The organism is Rothia sp. HMSC064D08 (assembly GCF_001809525.1).
Classification (GTDB): Bacteria; Actinomycetota; Actinomycetes; order Actinomycetales; family Micrococcaceae; genus Rothia; species Rothia dentocariosa.
Map to the genome: position 1 here is coordinate 266,943 of NZ_KV797887.1, position 21,200 is coordinate 288,142.

Annotated in this window: 16 protein-coding genes; 7 read left to right on the forward strand and 9 right to left on the reverse strand. The window is 57.0% G+C overall.

From position 1 onward, the window contains the following. Nucleotides 1-25 precede the first annotated feature (25 nt). The 3 genes from HMPREF2625_RS01210 to HMPREF2625_RS01220 all read left to right on the forward strand — a co-directional run bounded on the left by HMPREF2625_RS01210 (nt 26) and on the right by HMPREF2625_RS01220 (nt 3,071). Nucleotides 26-823 carry a DUF6318 family protein gene (locus tag HMPREF2625_RS01210; protein ID WP_246826571.1) on the forward strand — a complete coding sequence of 266 codons (798 nt, stop codon included), beginning with the start codon at nt 26-28 and terminating at the stop codon, nt 821-823. Nucleotides 824-1,237: 414 nt separating this feature from the next. Next, the gene (locus HMPREF2625_RS01215; RefSeq protein WP_070520760.1) at nt 1,238-2,074 is read left to right on the forward strand and encodes a hypothetical protein; all 837 of its coding nucleotides are present in this window, start codon (nt 1,238-1,240) and stop codon (nt 2,072-2,074) included. A gap of 286 nt (nt 2,075-2,360) precedes the next feature. Further along, the gene (locus HMPREF2625_RS01220; protein ID WP_070520763.1) at nt 2,361-3,071 is read left to right on the forward strand and encodes a hypothetical protein; all 711 of its coding nucleotides are present in this window, start codon (nt 2,361-2,363) and stop codon (nt 3,069-3,071) included. A 144-nt stretch (nt 3,072-3,215) separates the two neighbouring features. On the opposite strand, the gene HMPREF2625_RS01225 is transcribed toward HMPREF2625_RS01220, so the two are convergent. From HMPREF2625_RS01225 to HMPREF2625_RS01240, 4 genes are all read right to left on the reverse strand, one after another. After that, nucleotides 3,216-3,716, reverse strand: coding sequence for an SRPBCC family protein (locus HMPREF2625_RS01225; RefSeq protein WP_070520766.1), 501 nt, complete (start codon nt 3,714-3,716; stop codon nt 3,216-3,218). A gap of 25 nt (nt 3,717-3,741) precedes the next feature. Next, nucleotides 3,742-5,043, reverse strand: coding sequence for a tRNA guanosine(34) transglycosylase Tgt (tgt, locus tag HMPREF2625_RS01230; RefSeq protein ID WP_070520770.1), 1,302 nt, complete (start codon nt 5,041-5,043; stop codon nt 3,742-3,744). A gap of 184 nt (nt 5,044-5,227) precedes the next feature. Further along, nucleotides 5,228-6,490, reverse strand: a complete 1,263-nt coding sequence (locus tag HMPREF2625_RS01235) for a glycoside hydrolase family 76 protein (protein ID WP_070520773.1) — start codon at nt 6,488-6,490, stop codon at nt 5,228-5,230. 76 nt (nt 6,491-6,566) lie between these two features. Further along, on the reverse strand, nt 6,567-7,661 hold the full coding sequence (locus HMPREF2625_RS01240; RefSeq protein WP_070520776.1) for a pseudouridine synthase: 1,095 nt from the start codon (nt 7,659-7,661) through the stop codon (nt 6,567-6,569). A 368-nt stretch (nt 7,662-8,029) separates the two neighbouring features. On the opposite strand from HMPREF2625_RS01240, the gene HMPREF2625_RS01245 reads away from it, so the two are divergent. Next, the gene (locus tag HMPREF2625_RS01245) at nt 8,030-8,656 is read left to right on the forward strand and encodes a TetR/AcrR family transcriptional regulator (protein WP_070520779.1); all 627 of its coding nucleotides are present in this window, start codon (nt 8,030-8,032) and stop codon (nt 8,654-8,656) included. Nucleotides 8,657-8,753: 97 nt separating this feature from the next. Here the strand turns inward: HMPREF2625_RS01245 and HMPREF2625_RS01250 are convergent, their stop codons facing one another. Beyond that, on the reverse strand, nt 8,754-14,345 hold the full coding sequence (locus HMPREF2625_RS01250) for an Lhr family helicase (protein WP_070520781.1): 5,592 nt from the start codon (nt 14,343-14,345) through the stop codon (nt 8,754-8,756). A gap of 190 nt (nt 14,346-14,535) precedes the next feature. Here HMPREF2625_RS01250 and HMPREF2625_RS01255 point away from each other — a divergent pair, with 190 nt between their 5' ends. The 3 genes from HMPREF2625_RS01255 (at nt 14,536) to HMPREF2625_RS01265 (ending at nt 16,866) form a co-directional block, all read left to right on the forward strand. Further along, nucleotides 14,536-15,120, forward strand: a complete 585-nt coding sequence (locus tag HMPREF2625_RS01255; protein WP_070520784.1) for a malonic semialdehyde reductase — start codon at nt 14,536-14,538, stop codon at nt 15,118-15,120. 321 nt (nt 15,121-15,441) lie between these two features. Then, nucleotides 15,442-16,026 carry a malonic semialdehyde reductase gene (locus tag HMPREF2625_RS01260; RefSeq protein WP_070520787.1) on the forward strand — a complete coding sequence of 195 codons (585 nt, stop codon included), beginning with the start codon at nt 15,442-15,444 and terminating at the stop codon, nt 16,024-16,026. A gap of 183 nt (nt 16,027-16,209) precedes the next feature. Beyond that, nucleotides 16,210-16,866 (forward strand): malonic semialdehyde reductase, encoded by a 657-nt coding sequence (locus HMPREF2625_RS01265; RefSeq protein WP_239664711.1) that lies wholly within the window; start codon nt 16,210-16,212, stop codon nt 16,864-16,866. A gap of 291 nt (nt 16,867-17,157) precedes the next feature. Here HMPREF2625_RS01265 and HMPREF2625_RS01270 read toward each other — a convergent pair whose 3' ends face one another. From HMPREF2625_RS01270 to HMPREF2625_RS01285, 4 genes are all read right to left on the reverse strand, one after another. Further along, nucleotides 17,158-18,039: a DUF4232 domain-containing protein gene (locus tag HMPREF2625_RS01270; RefSeq protein WP_070520790.1), complete on the reverse strand. Its 882-nt coding sequence runs from the start codon at nt 18,037-18,039 to the stop codon at nt 17,158-17,160. A gap of 1 nt (nt 18,040) precedes the next feature. Beyond that, the gene (locus HMPREF2625_RS01275; RefSeq protein WP_004006570.1) at nt 18,041-18,361 is read right to left on the reverse strand and encodes a 2Fe-2S iron-sulfur cluster-binding protein; all 321 of its coding nucleotides are present in this window, start codon (nt 18,359-18,361) and stop codon (nt 18,041-18,043) included. A gap of 217 nt (nt 18,362-18,578) precedes the next feature. After that, entirely contained in the window at nt 18,579-19,763 is a 1,185-nt protein-coding gene (locus tag HMPREF2625_RS01280; RefSeq protein WP_070520793.1) for a cell wall biosynthesis glycosyltransferase, read from the reverse strand. 21 nt (nt 19,764-19,784) lie between these two features. Next, on the reverse strand, nt 19,785-21,119 hold the full coding sequence (locus HMPREF2625_RS01285) for a hypothetical protein (protein ID WP_070520796.1): 1,335 nt from the start codon (nt 21,117-21,119) through the stop codon (nt 19,785-19,787). Nucleotides 21,120-21,200: the final 81 nt, after the last annotated feature.

The following is a 21,200-nucleotide window of genomic DNA, read 5'->3' on the forward strand; positions in this document are numbered from 1 at the left end:
ATACACCCTAGAGAGGGGTTAAGCAATGTTATCTTTAGCTGTTAATCGTCGTACCGCGCTCCTGTTCCTTGGTTCTGGTGCTGGGGCTGTCTTGATGAGTGCATGTGGTGGGAATGCGTCAAATACCGAAAGCTCTGCTTCGCCTCTCGCAAGCTCTTCATCCGCGAGTTCCACGTCTTCTTCGTCGTCATCAGAAAATTCATCAAGCGCTTCGCCCAGTGCCAGTCCAAGCAGGCGGAATAGCTTCCAGCGAGGATTCGATGTGGAGCTTAATAATGCGGATATGGAGTATACGGGTGAGGGCTATATGTATTCCACGCGCGAAAAGCCGGGCTATGGGTGGTCGCATCCTAAAAGGCCTCAAGAAATGAGCGAGAACTCTGAACTCGGGCTGTACTATAGCTGGGCATATGCATCGGCTGGAATAAGTTATGCCATGAAAACGGGTGATGATACGTATATTAAGCAGTCTGGAATGACTGAGGGCGATCAGAAGCTTTTTAAAAGTATTGCTCTTTTGGAAGAAACGCGTGAGGGTAAGTATTGGGAAGAGTCAGGTAACTTCGTATATAGGCTAGAATCCGATCACCCCGAGAAAAAGGGTGAAGAATATTCCTGGCCTTATCAATTACAAATGTTTCATGGAGACTTCTACGTGCGTAACGGAGAAGTGCATGAAATTCCTGAGAATACTGATGGTTGGGGGCAGACTGTCTACTCCACTGGGACCCTTAAGGCGAGGTATCTTGATGGTGCCTGGCAGATGGAAGGGTTCTTTGAAGGTATCGCTACCGATGTTGTTGGAAAACCCTTTGATAAATAGCCTGTTATTTATTTGAGAAAAATGCTGTCTCACGCAGTAGCTTTTTTCTATTTTGAGACCGCAGAAAAAGGTTCTTGGTGTGAACACAACACTAGATATTCCGCATTGTTCACACTAAGAACCTTTTTAGTATATATGAATAATATTTTATAGTTTTCTCAAAGTTTAAAAGGATAGCAGGGTATGTAAATTTTGAGAATAGTATATGGCTTAGTGCGAACGCTAGAATATCCAGAAAGCACTTAGAGAACCATGTTTACAGCTCGTGAAAGAAAATAATACTAATTATATTTCATATCACTATAAAAACTTTAATGATAGTGTTCCTCGTATGCACTCTGTATCAAAAGACGGAAAGCATCATATTAATCACACACTATGAAAAACTATCGTTATAAAAATTGAGGAGTACTTATGTCTACGAAAAAGATGCGTACTGCAGCCCTAACTGCGCTCGCAGTTCCCGCCCTGATTGGCTCGGTCATGGCAGCCCCCGCCCAGGCAGAGGTGCAATCGGGAACTAATCTGACCTATACCTCACCCCAAAATGTGAGTTCGCAGTACCACGTTTACGCCGATAATATCGACTGGTCACAGCCCGTGGGCGTGGTGTTTTACTTCGATGGTGACTATAACCGGGACGACGTAGATAGTTCTTTCTTCTACAACCCTAAAGGTGACACCATGCAAGGTATGGCGAATGCAGCTCAGAAACACAACAAGGTCTTTGTCTCCGTAGATACGCCCGATGAATTCGACCCAAATAAAGCAAATGATTACGCCACTTGGTGGGAAAACGCTGATGGGAATGGCGACTACTTCCGCAGTTTTGCCCAGGAGTTTATCGCCGATTCAGATATAGATGAGTCGCAAGTGTGGCTTATGGGATACTCCGGCGGCGCCGAATTTATCACCTATGAGCTTGATGCCGATCAGCAGGGAACCTGGCGTTCCGGCGGTGGTTCCATCATGGTTGGCGGTGGCGGTGGAAAGAATGGGCGCATGGAGACTCAGGCACCGCAGAACATTAAATCGCAGCCCATGTTCTGGTGGGTGAACGAAAAAGATACTCGCGGCGCTACTACACCGGAATGGTGGGACGCTCTCAACACGGCTACAGCCGGTCACGACTGGTATACACGAGAAGGGTATAACACCCAGCCGATGAAAATCGACAAGAAAGAGACGACCTTTAATAACGCTCATACAGATTATGACCTTCCGGGTATCCTCGATCAGCTGTTGTCATAGTCAGAGGGATAACTCTCCGAACCTTTCTGGATAATTGTTCGGGGTACGCCATTAAAAGGCTCTTGATACGAATGGAGCGGGATTTTCAACGCTTTATTCGCATCAAGAGCCTTTTTACGTGGAATAAATCATGATGCTGATGCAAGAAGGCATGAGGCCGAAGGATGGAACGGCAAGCGAGGCATAGCAGGGTCGCCGCAGGGAAGCCGCGCAACCTTCATGAAGATCTTGAGAATTCCTGCACGGTTGTACAATGAAACATGTCCCCACTGTTGAGGAGATCTCTATGAAAACTCGTTCTTTCGTGACTCTTGGTGCCGCCTGCCTGCTGGCGCTGACCGCCTGCTCGGGCGGCGGCGATACGAACGTGCAGAACACTGCCAGCGCCTCCTCCCCGCATCAAAGCAGCTCTGCGAGCCGCAGCGCAACGGCAACCCCGAGCGCGAGCGCGAAACCTGTTATGCCTGAGCGCACTCCGGTGGTCAATGATGACTCCACCATGCAGCCTTCCGCAAGCTCAAGCAACGCACCGAACCCCTCGAATTCCGCCCAGGTGTGGACTTCTCCGGGAGCGGTCAAGACGGGTACGGTCACCACCGCATCGGCTGACCCAAACGCGGGTAATCCCACGAACGTGCGCCGTGCAGGGGAGACTTGCGGATCCATTAGCCAGCAGGGTCACCTGAGGGGCAGCAACGCACAGTTACGTGTGGTTGATGGCGTGGTGGATTGCGATTACGCCATGTCGATCATGACCCAGTACATCAACAGTACCCCCACCCCCGATAACCAGACCCAGCACTGGGTTATGCGCATTCAGGATGCCACCTGCTACTGGCGTCCGTTCTTGGACTATACCCCCGATCGCGGTGCACCCGAATGCGTTGTGGAAGGGCATAATATCAAGATCACGGCGCGTCTGGACGACCCAGAGGCTGCCATGCGTGCCTATAACGAACTCGACCCGGAGAACCCGGAATATCAGTCCGAAGATTAACGCTTCGCCAATGTTCATAAAACACGGGTGGGGAGCGGACAGTTTCTTATAACAGAACTGTCCGCTCCCCACCCGTATTATGCGAGGTCGCTTGACCTAGTTACGGTGCTTTCCCAGCGGCAAAAGCCTCAAGACCGCCTGAGCCTATGCCGCATCCTCTTTGAGCAGAGCATCCAGCCGCGCGAAGGTAGACCGCCAGCTGGCGCGTACCTCCTCGTGTACCGAAACCGGCATGGGGCCGATCTCCACGGTGATGCGCGTACCTTCGCCCACGCCATCGGGAGTAATAACCGTCTCGGGAAAAAAGCGGAACCGCTGATAGACAACCACGCCTCCGGGGTTCCCTAAATGGTCCGGAAGCTGTTCGGCATATTCGAGCTCCTTGAGCGGATCAATAGCGAGAAACCGACTCTGCAGGACGCATGATACCGAGGCATCAAGCTCGTTAATCATCGATAGCCGCTGCATGCCGCCGACATAAGGTTCCAGCACAATATCTTCGGCACGGGTACGCCACCCCGTCGGACCATACCAGCGATGCAGCAGATTCGGGTTCAGAAACGCCCCGAAAACCTGCTCGACGGGGGCGGCAATCTCATGGTCGAAGATGAGAAGTTCTTCGTCGGGAACCTTAGTGATGCTCATCGTACACTCCGTGACGGTTGTTGAATTAGGGCTTCTTACCAGAGTAATAGTTACCGAGGAATTCGTCACGGTACTCAAAGTAGGTGCCGTCTGCAATCGCGGCGCGCGCATCATCGACCATGCGCACAATAAACCGCTCATTGTGAATGGAAGCGAGGGTTGCCGCCAGCCGCTCATCCGCCTTGAACAGGTGCCGCAGATAGGCGCGCGTATAGTGTGCGCACGTATAGCAATCGCACCCCTCATAGATGGGCGAGAAATCTGCCTTGAACCGGGCATTCGTTACGTTAAAACGCCCGGTGGGGGAGTAGAGCGCCGCGTTACGCGCCACGCGGGTGGGCGAGACACAGTCGAAGGTATCCACACCATTTTCCAGCCCCACAAAAATATCGTCCGGTTCCGAAATACCCAGCAGGTGGCGGGGCTTAGCCTCCGGGAGTTCTTCGGCGCACCAGCGCACAATGGTACCCAGGTTCTCCTTTTCGAGGGCACCCCCGATACCGAACCCATCGAACGGCATATCACCTAAATCGCGGCAGGCTTTGCGGCGTAAATCCTCATACTGCGCGCCCTGAATCACCCCAAAAAGTGCCTGGTAAGGTTTGCCCGTGCGCTCATCCGTGAGCCGTTCATGCTCCGCAATGCAGCGCAGCGCCCACAGACGGGTGCGTTCCAGCGCCTCTTCCTGGTATCCGCGGGAATTGTACAGAGTAGTCAGCTCGTCGAAGGCAAACATGATATCTGCCCCGATCTGATGCTGCACCTGCATTGAAACTTCGGGGGTGAAACGGTGAATAGACCCGTTGATATGGGACTTAAAATTCACGCCGTCATCATCAATATGCGCCAGGCGCTCTTTGCCGTGAGCCACATCGTCGTCACCAATCGGGCGCCCATCGGCACCCTTCGCATCGGCAACGGTTCCCATGTCAATCACCTTTTTGAACCCCGAACCCAGGCTCATCACCTGGAACCCGCCGGAGTCGGTGAAGGTTGGCCCGTCCCAGTTCATAAACCGCCCCAGCCCGCCAGCGGCATCCAGAATCTCGGGGCCGGGCTGCAGATACAGGTGGTAGGCGTTCGCCAAAAGCGCCTGCGCCCCGAGCTCCTTCATCGCTTCGGGAAGCACCGCCTTGACGGTCGCCTTCGTACCCACGGGCGTAAAGGCGGGAGTCTCAATATCGCCGTGCGGGGTGCGGATCACACCTGTGCGCCCCAAAAACTGCCCGCCGTTAGCCTCAACACGCTCGGCAGACTGGGATGCGGTCTCGGCAAGGCGGCTCGTGACGGTAAAACCGAAGTCGGGGTGGGGGAACTCGTTGTTCATCTGTGCCTTTGAAATATACGGGTACGACTAGGGGAAATGTGCTTACTCCGGGGAGGATGCGCACGGCTATTATACAGGCGCGGTACGTCAGAGCATCTGCAGACCAGCGCCGTCTCACCTCGTATGTAGAGGTATGACGGGACGGGCCCGATAAGCGGCGCACCCCACCAATACCGGAAAAGACTTAGTCTTCCGCGCTCAGGCGGGCGGCGGCTTCCAGAGTCATCCACGCCTGAAGCTGACCGGATAGTTCCACGGGCTTACCTGCGGCGAGCGCATCGCGTGCGGATACGGTGAACTTCGGCGAGAAAATGGCGACCGCCCGGTCACGAATTTCGTTCGGATCAATACCCGGTTCATTCAGCGGCAGAGTGGGGTCGAATTCGCGGCGCCCCTCCCACACCGCGCGGGCGCTGCCGTATACAAGGGCGCTCGCTAGGGATCGTGCCTCCGGGCTGAGCATGGTGGACATTGCGGCCTGCGCCAGGTAGCGCACCAGAATACCGGTGAAGAGCGCACCGTCACCGTCGCTACCGGAGTGAAGTACGAGATGATGTGAACCGTCCGAGAACTCGAAATCTTCGCTGAGGTTTTTGACGATTCCGACGATCAGGCGTTCGGCGCGCAGCAGGTATTCTTCACGGCGGTCGTCTGAAATTTCCGAGGATTCCGCAAGCGTCAGAAGCACCGCTAAGGTTGTGCCCTGATTGTAGGTGTAGATATTGCGTTCTACGTCAAGGGGAACATCGCGGCGGCCAGTGACGTCATCAACCATCACATCCTGCGGGCGCAGGTTAGCGCCATCGAAGTAGAGCATACGGTCGCCGTCCCAAAGAACGTCGTTGAGCCAGGACATAAGATTCTGCGCGGTTTTTATTTGCCCGATGCGCGCAAAAGCAAGGGCTGCGGGAGCGGTTGCCGGAGTATTGCAGAAGTCTCGTTTGCCTTTGGACCAGCTCATGCCGCCACAGGAATGAAGGCCGGTGTTAAGCCTTTCAAAGAGTACCGATCCGGCATCCTGCGCCGTAACGTCCGAGGCACCGGTTATTGTTTTACTGAGCCTATTGAGCCGCCCCACGGCGAGCGCTAACCATGCCATATCGTCGTAGAAGTCGTTTGCAAATCCCAGGTTGCGGGTATGGATGCCGCGTACCACGCTCCTGGCGGTGGCGAGCATGTTCTGGGCTTGTTCGGTGTCGCCTTCACGGACGGCACGTTCGCCCGCATCTATAATGCAGTCGAGTAAGTGCGCCTGCCACCAGTAATGCCATTCGGCAAACCGTGCTCCTAGACCACGCGATTCGGGCATCTGTACTGCCCCGAGCAGGGTTCCGGGTACGCCAAAAACGCGGCGGGTGTATCGACTAAGGATAGAGTCGGCGGCACGCGAGGCGCGTTGCGCATGCTCGGTGCTGGGGACTGTTTCAGAAGGGTGGTTGGAGGTCACGTTCTTTCTTCCTTGCTTATGAAAGCTACCTACGATACTGCCACGAGAGGCGAGGTGCTACCACATTATCGCATTATTAGTACTGGGGTCGTGCCACATTTCGCGGTGCGAGAGAAAGCGTGCGTGCGCTGTACAGGGTGAGCGGTTTGTTCGTGAAGGGGTGTACACAGTCAAGACGATGTGCTAGAAGCTGTAGCGGCACAGACGCATCGTTTGGTGCTGTTGGCAGAACCTGCGGGTAGAGAACGTCGCCGAAGATCGGGGTTCCGAGCAGGTTCAGGTGCGCCCGCAGCTGGTGCATTTTGCCGGTGTGCGGGGTGAGTTCGTAGAGGGCGAGTTCTTCGCCGGGCACCGGATAGGTCAGATACGGGTTTTGTGCGCCAGATTTGAGAGGAACACTTTGTGGCGCTTGATAGATTTCTCGGATGCGCACCAGAGTTTCCGCGTTCACGCTAAGGCCTGCGCGCTCGCATTCGCGTGCCGAGTACTGCCGCACCTGTAGAATATTGCGATCCTTGTCGATGCGGCTGCGCACCTGCACACCCTCGCCCAGCATGCTCTCACGCAGGTCTTCGCCCGGTGCCGGGGCGATAGCAAGGTAGGTTTTGGTGACCTGCCGGTTCTGAAACATCATCTGGAAGGGGCCGCGTGCATCTCGGGTTTTGGCGAAGAGTAAAATCCCCGCGGTGGGGCGGTCCAGCCGGTGAACGGGCGTGAGCAGAGGATTATTCTCGCGTACCCGCAGTTTGGTGAGCGCGGTCTGCGCGACATAGGGGCCGCGCGGGGTAACGGGCAGATAGTGCGGCTTATCTACGGCGAGCAGATGCTCGTCTTCATAGAGGACCGGAAGGTCATCCGGCAGCGGCGGTTCCTCGGGAAGTGGGCGGTAGTACCAGATTCTTAGTCCGGGCAGATACGGGGATTGGTCGGTGAGGATCGTGCCGTCATCGGTGCGCACCTCGTGCCGGGCGAAACAGTCAAGAATTGTTGCGGGTTCTTCGGGTGAGAACCGACTGATGAGGTACTGAGCCACCGTGCTGGGGCGCGCATCCGGCCCCTGGGTCGTCTCATGCAGTGCTGGATGCGCGGGCAGAGTCAGCGATACGGGGTCTATACCCGCGCGCTGGGGCAGGGGTGGTGTGAAGAGGTGGCGATTGACTCGTCGCGGCATAGGTTGATTGTAGCGTGCTTTGTGAGTTGGCCTCTTCGGAGGAAAACTTTAGCTTCCTGCGTGAAAGTATAAGGACCGCGCCTTGATGACAGCACATACTTAGTCCATCATGGCACGGACCCTCTCATGTTTTGGGTGGTAGGTGAACAGTGTGAAGTTAATGCGAAATATTCCTCACAAAAGTGTCTAATAAATAAATAAAATCATAAAATTTGTTTCAATACCGTGAAGCATGGAACGGCTTAGTAACGCGGCAAAATCAGCGTATAAGCATTAAACTTCATATTAAGTTTTATAGGTAGCGGCTTAGGGTTAGCGCGGTACTATTAAAAAAAGAGGTTCGAGAAATCGAACGATTAGAGGGATATATGGAACACAACGCACGCAACGAAGCTAAGCACACCGAACCCGTACAAAAAGCCTCTGAAAAAGCAGCTAAAAAGACGCGGCAGAGCGGTCAGCGTCTAACTCCGGCGCAACGGGAAGAACAAATCCTGCAGGTCGCGGCGGCTCATTTTGCGCAGCACGGTGTTGTGGCAGCCTGCATGAGCAGCATCGCTCGTGAGGCCAGCATTACTCGGGCACTGCTGTACCATTACTTCCCCGGCAAAGAGTCTTTGGCGGCGGCGGTAACCCGGCGCGAAGCACGGGCTGTTCTTGAAGCGCTCAGCGAGCACCACCCTAACCCGGTGGAGGCTCTTCGTGTTGAGCTGCGCTCCTACTTCGCCCATGTTGCTGAAGGCGGCAGTGAAAGCGATGCTCCCAGTACTCCTGACGAGTACTTGGAATGGATGCTCGAACGCACCGAAATGCCCGTTAATGACCGCACCCGCATGATTTTAGGCGGATGGCTGCATCTAGTCGATTACTTCGCCCGGCATGTGGTGCAGGGCAGCCCGCGCGGTAACGCTCCGGCGGGTGCACGCGCCATGCGCGTCGATGAAGCTATCGACATATGCGTTGGCGTGGCAGATACCATGACCGGCGGGTACTAAGCTAGAGCTTCTCAACGAGACCCCACATCGGGAGTTACCGAAAATATTTCGGTTCTCCTTGATGCAGGGGCTTTCTGCACTTAAAGACCTCGGCATTTTAGAGGGAGCGGCGCATCCGCAGACCGCGCGGGGTTGTGTAAAAGCCCTGTGCAAGCAGTGCGCGCCGTAACGCCACCACCGGATGCTCGGTCAGCCGGTTAGAATCGGTCTTCGACGCTCCCCGATGAGCCGGTGGTTCCGGGGTCGCTAGAATATCGCAGTCGTTGAGTTTTTCCACCACGATTTTCTCAGCAATACCCGCCTGCACGATGCGCGCCAGCAGTGGGGCTGCCGCCTCAAGTTTGAGAGGGTCAGCCGTGAAAGACAGCAGGGTTTTGCCGCCGCGTTCCAGATAGAGGACCGCTTCACCATCGAGCAGGATGAGGCAGGCACCCGCCTTACGCCCCGGACGATGCCGCACGGATTGGGCGGTCTCTGTGCCTTTGTGCGCAGCCTCTTCCGTACCGCCGGGTGTAGAAGAGGCCGAGAGTAAGCTGGGGACGGAAGGCCATGTGAGCGCCGCGCCATAGGGATTCGCCGGATCTGTAGCCGCCAACAGAACACCCTCAAATAAACCGAATATTTCCTCGGTTTTTGTTCGCTTTACTCCGGTATTCTGCGGGGTGTCGGTGCCAATATTAGTGTAGGAGCGCACCGCATCCACCGTTGCTGGGGAGGCAAACTGAGCCGCACCCAGCCCCTCGATAAAGTATCCGCGCCGCACCAGGGCACGTTCCTCGGCAGCCGCATAGACGCGGTACAGAGCCGCAAATCCGCCGGGAACATCCTCAGAGGCGAGCGCGCCGCGCGTGAGCACACCGTACCTGTCTAAGAGAAGTTCCGCGCGAGCATAGGCGGTAACGGTCGCATCCGCCTCTTGCGAAGACTCGGTGCCCGTTGGCTGGGGAAAGCTAATATGACTGAAGCGCCCGGAATCCCGGGCCGAAACCTGCGGATCAGAAGAGCTGGCACGAGTGCCGCCCAAGCCGCTATACCTGCGCGGATAAGCACCCGCAGAAGTACGCGCCGCCGACAGTCGTGCGGCACCGCGCCTGCGCACAGGGCGCGCCAAGGGAGCGGCGGGCCGCACCGGATGCGCACTCGATCCGCCCGCCAGCATGGCACGTACCGGGGCGAAAGTATCGTTCGTGACTAGCCCCGCCCACACCAGGCGCCACAGCGCGGCGGATACCTCCGAAGCTTCCGGAAAATGCACAACCTCGCCCGAGGCGGCGCGAGAGGTCAAGATGTCGTGCACGCGCTCACGAAGCGGCATAAAGAACAGCCCGCCGCCAGAAAGCGCCTCAAAGACGGCGTGTTCCACCGAACCCAGCTCATCTAAGGCCTGCGTGCGGGAAGAATCGGGCAGGGTCAGCTCGGCGGATTCGGCAAGATGCAGGCTCACCCAGCCGTCATTGCCGGAGATTTCGCCTTCGCCGCGCCAAAGTACCTCTCCGCTGGCCAACAGACTATCTAAGAGCTGCGGCGAATAATCACGCACCCGGGCTGGCAAGACGAGGGTCTCCAAAGCGGAGGCGGGTACACGCACCCCGGCCAGCTGATCGATGACCGTCAGCAAGCCCTCGCGACCCTCTAACGCCTCGGCGGATGAACCTTTGCTCTCGATGAGAACCTGAACCGTGCGTTCGGGCTCGTAATACGCACCGTACTCGGTGGTTTCCGCGAGCCTGCGCGAAACCTTGACCGTCTGCGCACGCACTCCCTGCCAGGCGGGCAGGAACGCGCCATAAGCACGCTGCGGTACCGGCTCAATCTCGCGGCGCAGCGCCGCCAACGACCGGGCACGAAGCAGGCGAAGCACCTCGGCATCCACCCATTCCAGGCTTGCCGTGGGCGCGGGGGAGAGCGGTATCGTATCGGCTGCCTCCACGCGAGATACACGCAGTTCCTCGGGCAGGTACTCGCCCGAGAACAGTCGATTTTGCGTCTCTAAAGCGCGTAAAACCGGCAGAATAGCACCCGAACCCGTCGGCGTGATGCGGCTGAAATGGGCGCTCGCCTCGGCTGCGGTAAAGGGGATGTGCGTGCGCGCATACCGCGAGATTAGGTCTTCGAGCGGCGCGGCGACCGGCATGAGGTACGCCTGAGCAATCCCGACCGGAAGCGGCAGCCCTAGCCCGTCGCGCAGCCGGGCGGCGTCTTCCACTGCGGCGTAGATCGGTTCCGTGCTACCCGCTATATTTGAGTGCGGATTGATAACGAATGCCCTGCGGGATGCGACCAGCTCTTCGGCAAGCGTGCGCGCCTCTTCGGCGGTGGCGTGCGGGGTAGTTTCAAGGTCTTCTTCCGGTAGACCCTCGGTGGTATTTTCGGCTGAGTGCCCGGTTTCATGTGAAATATCAGCCTTTTTAGATCGACTTTCGCTGCCTTTTGGGGTGCTCCAAGAGACCTCGGGCACGGCCTCAACCCCGGACCCCTCATTCCCGCGCAGCCGTAGCGCCAGCTCCCTCGCCGTGAGCGGACCGAGCTGGCGCAGAAGATCCGCCACGCCCTCAACCCCGCGTGCCCGATACTTCGCCCCGGTGCGCTGAAGACGCTCCTGAACCTCAAGAATCACCTGTGGATCCAGCAGATCGCGCAGCTGAGCGGTACCCAGCAGCTCTGCCAAAAGCGCCGGATCCAGTGCCAAGGCGGCAGCGCGGCGTTCGGCGGCGGGCGCATCCGTATCGTAAATATGCTCCGCCACGTACTCGAAAAGCATGGTGCGGGCAAAAGGCGAAGGCCCCTCGGTCTGCACCTGCGACAGGCTGATGCGCCGCGCGGCAATATCCCGATGCAGCTGAAGAAGCGCAGGAACATCATATACATCCTGCAAGCATTCGCGGGCGGTTTCCAGCAGAATCGGGAACTCGGGGTATTTGCGCGCAACATCTAGCAGCTGCGCCGAACGCTGGCGCTGCTGCCATAGGGGAGTGCGCCTGCCCGGATCACGGCGCGGCAGAAGCAGGGCACGGGCGGCGCTCTCTCGAAAACGAGATGCGAAAAGCGCCGATTCGCCCACACGATCCTTGACAATCTCCTCTAGCTCATCAGGCTCGAAGAGAAAAAGCTCAGCACCCGGCGGAGTATCTTCCACCGCAGGAATACGCAGCACAATACCGTCATCTGCCGCAAGTGCGCTGGCATCAATACCGTACCGTTCCTGCACGCGGGTGCCCACCGCTACAGCCCAAGGTGCGTGCACCGGATACCCGTACGGCGAATGCAAAATAACGCGCCAATCTCCCAGTTCATCGCGGCAACGCTCCACCACAAACCGCGTATCGGTGGGGACCACACCGGTAGCCTCGCGCTGCTCCCGAATATAAGCGAGCAGATTATCGCTCGCCCAAGAATCCAGCCCTAACCGGGTCAGCTCAGCGCGTATCGCAGCCGTCGCTGAGGCGTCTTCGCCCCCGGACTCAGCGCCCGCAGACTTCGCTAACTCGCGGGTAAACTGCCCCAACCGACGGCCCAACGCCACCGGGCGGCCCACCCGCTCACCATGCCAAAACGGCAGACGCGAAGGCTCACCGGGTGCAGGGCTCACGCGCACCGCATCGTGCGAGATGTCCTCGATACGCCAACTGCTCGCACCCAAGGCGATAACATCGCCCGCCCGCGATTCGTAGACCATTTCCTCGTCCAGCTCTCCCACCCTTTTGGGCGCCTTGGAATCCTCAGAACTGGCCAGGTAGACAGGAAAAAGCCCACGATCGGGAATCGTCCCGCCCGAAGTTACTGCAAGCCGCTGCGCACCGGGCCGCCCCTCAATCGTGCCGCTTGGCGCATCGGCGGTGGCGGTGCGATCCCAAATAATGCGCGGGCGAAGTTCCGCAAACTCGTCGGAAGGGTACCTGCCCGCCAGCATTTCTAAAGTACTGTCATAGAGCGCGCGCGAAAGGTTCGCGAAAGGGGCGGTGCGGCGCAGCGCCTCGTACCAGGCATCCACCCCGATAGGTCCCAGAGCGCAGGCGGCGACGGTCTGCTGGGCAAGCACATCCAGCGGGTTTGCGGGAACGGTAAGCGGTTCTAAAGACCCGGCGAGCATACCGGACAGAGCCACGGCAGAGCCCAACAAATCCCCGCGATGCTTCGGATAAAAAAGCCCGCGCGAAACCTCGCCCACGCGGTGCCCGGCACGACCCACCCGCTGCAGACCGGAAGCCACCGACGGCGGAGACGCCACCTGAATAACCGCATCCACATGCCCCATATCGATGCCGAGTTCCAGGGAACTTGTGGCGACCACGCACCGCAGCGAACCATTCTTGAGGGACTCTTCGATAAGCGTGCGCTGATCCTTCGCCACCGAACCGTGATGCGCCCGCGCCAGCGGCGCAATGTCCGGTTCCTCACCAATATCAGGCAGAGGCTCACCCGCAAGCTCGCGCCGTGAGAGCTCGCGGCGCACATGAATATCGTTGAGAGCCGCGGTAAGTTTTTCGGCGAGCCCACGCGAGTTCACGAACACGATTGTAGAACGATTATTCTCGATATCGTCCACGATGCGTTCCTGAACATAAGGCCAAATCGAGGCACGATACCCGGATGCGCGCTCGCCCTCACCGCCCGGCTTCCGTGCTCCTGCACTCGCCGTTGTGCTCGCAGTACCGTCTTGTTCGGCAGAGCTGTTCGGCAGTTCAAGAGATAATCCTTCTTCGCCGGGGAAGGTGCCGATAGCATCCGCAAGAGTATAGGATGGCGCTTCGTCGGCTGCCTGAACCTGCAAATCCGGGGCGTTCGGGGCTGAACCGGGCGAATCCTGTCCGCGTGGTGCCCGATGCTCCCCGGGCGCATAGCTGCCCTGCCCGTAATCGTTTGCCCCGCCGAGCGCCGCCATATCCGGCACGGGTACCGAGAGCCGCAGATCCCAGCGCTTGGGCACCTGCCGCGCCACGATCGTTACCGGGTGCACCCCGCCTAAAAATGTGGCGACGGCTTCGGGCGGGTTCACGGTTGCCGACAGGCCGATGCGCTGCACCGGCCGCTCCACCAGCTGATCGAGCCTCTCAAGGGACACCGCCAGATGCGCCCCGCGCTTAGTCCCCGCCAGGGCGTGCACCTCGTCCACAATCACGGTTGTCACACCGGTGAGTGTCGAACGTGCCGCAGAGGTCAGCATAAGGTAGAGCGACTCGGGGGTGGTCAGCAGAATATCGGGCGGGTTGCTGATCAGCTGCCGCCTCTCGCGCGCCGGGGTGTCACCGCTCCGAATACCCACGGTGATATCGGGTGGGGTTCGCCCGGCTTCCTTCGCCGTATGCGCAATCCCCGCAAGCGGCGCACGCAGGTTGCGTTCCACATCTGCCCCGAGTGCTTTCAGGGGCGAAACATACAGGATGCGCGTACCGCTTGCACGCTGTTTCTTGGTCTTTTGTGTTTCCCGAGCGTCCCCGTTTTTCCGTGCCTGAGTCGATGTCGTGAGCTCGCGCTGGTCCGGTTCTGCGCTTTTGTCGCGGTAGAGCGCATCGAGTGCCCATAGGAAAGCGGCAAGGGTTTTGCCGGAGCCCGTGGGGGCGATAATAAGCGCGTTTTCGCCCTTGCTGATACTCTCCCAGGCGCCTTCCTGCGCGGCGGTCGGGGTGCCAAAAGCGTTGCGGAACCATTGCTGAGTGGCGGGTGAGAAAGGTTCTAGAGCGTCGGGCATGGTCCCATTATCTCGTATATGCCCCGGATTCTCCTTGAAAGTTTTTTGAGCGTGGCACATATTACAGGGGCAATTGTGCGCGAATACAAGACTTTTCCGTGTGATGGGGCCATAATAATTGAATATGTACATTACGTACATCATAAAATTTTACACGTAAAGTAATTTATTTCACTGAAAGGACACAGGTATGACCCGCTTGACCGAAGACCAGATCACCGCTCTCTTTCGCGAACCTCGCACTGTGAGCGCATTCACCGATCAGCCCGTCACCGATGAACAGCTGCAGAAGATCCAGGAGATCGCCTACCTGGGGCCCACGGCCTTCAACAGCCAGCCCCTGCGCATCACCTGGGTGAAGACTCCCGAAGCTCGCGAGCGCCTGGTCAAGCACATGATGGACGGGAATAAGGAGAAGACCCTCAACGCCCCCGTGACCGCTGTGCTGGCTTTCGATAAGAACTGGCAGAAGCGCTTTGGGGAATTCGCACCCCAGGCCGCTGCCTTCGAATCCTACTACGAGGCTGAAGAGGCACGTATTCCCGCGGGCGCGCTGAGCTCTGCACTTCAGGCTGGCTACTTCCTGACCGCCGTGCGCGCTCTTGGCCTGGATGCGGGCCCCATGACCGGCGCGGATTTCGATGGTATTGCCGCTGAATTCTTTGAAGGCACTGACCAGCAGCCCTTCCTCGTCGTAAACCTGGGCTATGGTGTGGCTCCCGAGTATCCGCGCGGTACTCGTTTTGAGTTTGATGATGTAACCCGCAGCATCTAAAAGCTGTGCTTCGCTCTTGCTGAGGTGCCGAGGTGCGCCTTCCGTCCCCAGCGGGAATAAACCGCAGGAATCCGGCATATATACATGTACTCAGAGACCTGCGAATATGTGATGTACCGGTGGCTGCCGTATCTGATGATGCGGCAGCCACCGGTTTTTGCTGGGCTCTGAGGGAATGGGGAACTGCCGCGGCGTGAATTCTGGGGGTAGCTTTATGGTGCGAACCGGTGCATGATGGAAAGAACGGCGCGGTAGCCTTACGGGGGACGAATAGATTCACCATGTCGAGAGAACCTGACGTTATAGGAAAGGATATGAGAGATGACCCGTTTATCTGAGGACCAAATCACCGCTCTTTTCCGTGAGCCCCGAACTATGCGTAAATTTACCGATCGGCCCGTCACTGATGATCAGCTTCGGGAGATTCAGGAGCTTACCTATCTGGGACCTACGGCCTTCAATAGTCAGCCTTTGCGTATCACATGGATCAAGAGCCCCGAGGCACGTGAGCGCCTGGTCAAGCATCTGATCGAAGCTAATCAAGAAAAGGCTCGTCAGGCACCTGTCAACGCCATACTCTCATACGATAAGGCGTGGATAGACCGTGCAGATGTGTTTAACCCCCGCGCGGCAGAGACTATTAGGAGCTACTGTACAACCGAGGAAATTGTTACCTTTGCCGCTCAGCAGAGCGCCAACCTGCAGGCCGGTTACTTTATGACCGCTGTGCGCGCCCTTGGTCTAGACGCCGGTCCCTTATGGGCCGATTTTGAGGGGCTGTACGAAGAATTTTTTGCGGGGACCGACGAGCATCCCATTCTTGTGGTGAATTTAGGGTACGGCGTTCCAACCCAGTACCCGCGCGATACCCGGTTCGGATTCGATGATGTAACCCGCAGCCTCTAGCGGCTCGTGCATCTGCACCAGGATGCACCGCCTACCGGTTTTGTGACGAAGTTTGACGGAATCTATCGGGAAAACCCCTGTGGCTATGCGTTGAAGCTGAGGCGGGTGCACTATGGAAAAGGGGAGTGGTGCGTAACGTGCCTCTTGCTCCATATGCCGCATACTCGCCGAAAGGGAAAGAATGTGAGCTCACGCAGTGCTGCCGACCGGGGCATCGAACCGGAGCCCTATCTCGCGAATCCGAGCCGCCAGTCACGCCTGTCCCGTGAACAGCGTGAGGCGCTATATGAACTGCCCCGCACCTCGTATCAGTTCAGCGATGATCCGGTGACTGAAGAGCAGCTTCGTGAGATTTATCGGCTTACCGCGCTCGGGCCTACCGCCTACAACAATCAGCCTTTGCGCATTACGTGGGTGCGCTCGAAGAGTGCGAAAGAACGCCTTTTGGGATATCTTCACGAAAGTAATCGCGATGCTGCCGCCAGCGCGCCCGTGAATGCGGTTCTTGGGTACGACAAGAATTGGCAGAAACGGTTCGCCGAGTTCGCTCCGCACGCCGTGGCAGCGCAGGAGTTCTTCGAGGCTGAAGAAGAGCGCATTCCGCTGGGCAGGCTAAACGCACAGGTACAGGCGGGGTACTTTATTACCGTGGTGCGTGCGCTAGGTTTAGATGCCGGGCCTATCACCGGCGTAGATTTTGAGGCTCTTGCCGCCGACCCCGTTCTGCTCGGCGGTGCAGATCAACAGCCTTTCCTCGTGGTGAATCTCGGCTATGGTTTGGGCCCCTATCGGGCACGCGGGCTGCGCTTTGACTTTGAGGATGTCACGCGCACTGTTTAATTTCCGTGCTTCGCGTCCCGCCACGAGATTTTCCTGCGCTTACGGCAGCCCTGAAACGCGGCGGCGTATACCACGTGCGAGCGAGTTCCTAGCGTTTTCCTTTCATCTGGTGGTCTATCTCATAGATAGGTAAGAAATATTTCCGTATCAGGGTGATGAGGTGGAAAACTTAGGTAAACCTCGTGTATAAATAAAGCATTGTGTAGATGCTGAAGAGGCGGTTCCTGTATGAGGAACCGCCTCTTGCTGTTATCGCTTCTTCTCGAAGCGCATCATTCGTGTGCTGAGTGGTTACGAACCGAACTGTCCCACGGACAACTGCTGAACCTTGCCGGTGCACGCCTCAGAAGAAGCAGAGACCGTCGTCCAGTTGCCGTCACCGGGAACCTGAACTAAGAATCCGTGTGCCATCGTCGGTGAACAGTTCTTACCCAGCGGACCAGCGTTGACCGAGGTCACTGGGGCGTTTGTAGATTCACCTGTGTGCAGAAGCGTGCCGGTGGGGTTCGTCGAACCTGCCGCCGGGCGTGCTGGTGAGCCAATCTGACTGAAATTAGAATCTGCATAGACAACCGTCGGGTTACCCTTGAGCACACAGGGCTCCTCAGAAACGTTCGTGAACGTCAGAATGAATTTCCGGGCTCCGGGGGTGCCCTTATCTTCGGAAACAGAAACCGAAAGATCGGTGATCTGGCAGGCTGACGCTAGGAGTGAACCTGAAGAACCGGTTGCTGAACGCCCTGGCTGTTTAGCTTCTGGGCTGGACGATTCTTCAGTGCCGTTATCTCCATCGTTATTCGATGAAGAGCCATCCGCATCTTTGCTTTCCTCGCCGGATGAACTCTTTTTATCGTGAGAATCCTTAGAATTGGAGTCTTTTTTCTTAGCCCCATCCTCGGAATGTTCATCGTTTGAGTGAGAGTCGTTATTATCTGTGGGGTCATCCTCAGGGCTTTGAGAACTATCCCCGCCCGCAGTACTGATAGAACCGGGGGACACAGAATGCGCCGGGTCGGAAGCACGGGTAATTTTACCCTGAGCAACGCTGGCGGATGCGCTCGGTGAAGCGTCAGTCTGCGCAGAATGATCGGCATCGGAAACGCCGCAACCTGCCAGCGTAAGGGCGCAAAGAAGTGCGGTTGCGGAGTAGAGTATCTTAGCCGAACTCGTCATATTACATCGCCGCCTGCAATTGTATAGAGGCGCCATCCATGCCGGGTGCGTATTCCACCTGGCAGCAGAGGCGCGAGTATTCGTTAGCTACGTCGTCTACCATGTCGAGGAGATCCTCCTCAGCGTCGGTACGATCGCCTGAAGCCGCGTAGTGTTCTGGATCAATAAAGGTATGGCACGTGGCACAGGATGCGTTGCCACCGCATGTTGCGAGCACGGGGAACCCGTTCGCCTGTACAGCTTCTAATAGAGTCTGGTGATCCTCCCATTCGATCTCTCGGCTGTCACCGTCTTCTCCGGTTACATTGATCTTCACGCTCACGCGCGTGTCCTCCTCACATTGTGTAGATGCACCTCTATTGTAAACTCAGAGCTTACCCCGTAAAACTTTGCGACGGGGGTATGACAGAGGTGTACCCGCGAGAAGAGTACCAAGGTTAACTCTATGATGCAGTGGTGCCGTGCACAGCATATCCGTGACCCGTGCACCCTAGTGAACGAGTCGAAAATGGTGAATGAGAGTGCCTTTGTTCTGGAGGTTATTCCTCGAAATCTTCCTCTGTTTCCAGGGCATGCACGATACCGCGGCAGGTATCTTTGGGATTGGCGTATCGCAGGTCCACACCAAAAATCTCGCGGATCTGACGGGCCGAATTTAGATGCCAACGTTGGCTGTCGGAGGGGGTCACAGATGTGGTAGCTTTCATACCCGGTGCCAATTTTTCGTGACGAATATCGTAGTGCTTGCCACCCATCGTAATCGTAAAACCGTGACTTTCCAGAAGATTCTTAAAAGCGTGAATATCGTGCGGAATCTTAACGCCACGCTGCGACTTGGTGCCGCGCATCCTAGGCTGCGACTCGAAGGGGTTGCGTGTTTTCACCACACCCTTGCGCACGCTGACAATCTTATGGTTGGTGTTTGAGAACTCTACCGAATAGCCGTGCAGGGAGTACACGGTACGGTTTGTACCCGGAATTGGGCGGCGATCATTCGCCTCTTCGAGGATGCGCTCCACAAGTTCTGCTGTGAGTCCCAGGGCGCTCAGCTGTTTCTCGGCATCAGGGGTGAGCTCGTAGTGTCCGCTGGGGGCGCTGAGCGTGGAGCCATCAAAAGGATGTACCGAGATAACCTCGGAGGTATTCGCGTTCAGAACGGCGGTGTACCCGAGGCGCCGGTTTGAATAATGCTGAACCTCACGTCCGAAACGGTTTTCCTGGGCGGATTCGTCGCGGCGTTCGCTGTCTGGGGCCGTAATGAGCTCAAGGACGAGTGCGTACCCCAGGTTGTTGCGCATCATATGATCGATGACACCCGGCAGTACCGGGTAGATGCGGTCGCCCGGCGGAACGTCGCCGTAGAAGTCATTCTCAATCTGTTCGGCAATGCGTTGGTTCTCGTGCGGAACCTCAAGCAGGGGAATAAGCTGCTGACCTGAGGGTTTAATTGTGGGCTTGACCGCCGCAGGCTTGGGGGCGTTGCGATAGGCGGTCACCAGCGCCTCGTTTTGGACAATAAATTCTGAGGCAAGAAGCGGCATGATGGTGAAGTAAAGCTCCGCAGCCTCCGGGGAGATTTTGCGCCGTGCATCCAGCAGGCTTTCACCCTCGGGGTTCTGTATAGTCCAGGTACCCTCCTGCTCGGTGTATTCGTATCGCGCTAGGTGGGAGAGCTCCTGCAGGCGGGCATAAAGCTCGACGGGAATGTCTATTTTCTTGTTCATAAGGTGCTTTCCTCCTAACCCCTATGAGGCTGTGGCGTTTGATTCTAGAGAATTTTCCGGGGTATCTTCAGCACCGTTGGCGTCGGTATCTGTGACGGATTGTCGAATACTCATGACGATGCGGTTATCGGGCGATATCGTAACCTGTATACCGCTTCCGTGATATTCGCGCGTCCAATCGAGGTTTACCCGTACCTTCTCGGGAGAGTTGATGGCGGAGACCATCGCATCGAAGGCCTCGCCGCCGTGGGTTTTAAGATAATTCTGCGCACCGGAGGTGAAATCGCAGGCGGTAATATCGGGGACGCCAAGAAGCTCGCGAGCGGCTTCGGGGCTGTATTCTGTGCCGCTTCGTCCATCAAAATCATCAAACTCGTCAAGGGCGGTGATAACGGTCATAGACGCGGTATTGACATCGACTCGGTAATCGTTGTGGCGGAACCGAATAATCCAACCGTTAATGCGTTCGGCGCGGCCCAGTGTGATAACTTCGCGGATAGTCACCAGATCGATATTGTCTTTTTTGAAAGTCTCCAACCGTCCCGAATCTACACGATAGTTGGCGGTGCGTTCGGCCTTGGTGATGGGATCATTCAAAGAAGGCAGCGCGGTCTTCTGCGTGTGTCCGTATACCTGGGCGGGATGCTGCGCACCGGATGCTGAAGTCTGTGAACCCGCTGGCTTTGGCGTTTGTGAAGAAGCCATCTCGGGCTGCGGGGTTGTACTCTCCGCTGAGGACTGTGCTGCTTGGTTCGTGCGCAGCTGCTGCAGGTATTCTTCAATGCGCGGAGGAGTATAGGTGAGCGTGCTCTTCTTCTTGAACATCGCGGGAGAAGGCATGCGGGCGATGCCGGGCGTGGGAACTTGCGGCTGTTCATGGGACGGTACCGGCTGGGCCTGCTCTAGGGGAGTGGGCACCGTAGGGACGGGTATGGGGCCAGTCTGCGTCGTATCTGCGCTATCATCACTCGCAGGTGCCTCCATCATGTCGGCGGGAGTATCCACCGCGGCGCTAATCGTGGTTTCGGGAACTAGCGGCAGAGAACCGGTGACAACCTCGTCGGCCTGAGCTGCACTAACTTCTTCGTGCTCTTGGGTTGAGAAAGAAACAATATCGTCGGCGTTTTCAATACGGTGTCGAAAATTCTTATACAGTATCTCGGATGCGGCACTGAACAGCTTCTCGACGGATGCAGATTCGGCGGGTGCACAAGGACACAGAAGCTCGGTCTGATCTTCGCTATAGACTGCCCAGTGAGCGCATCGGTGATTTGCCGGATAGTATGTAATATCTTTTAGCTGAGCAATATCTATGAGGGAACCCACTAGGGATTGCGGTATCGTGAGCTGAACCATGATGTTGACGCTCCTTCGCTGTTGAAATACTTTCCCTGGAAAATTGGGGTGTATCCAGATTACCGGTATTTTTGAAGCCTG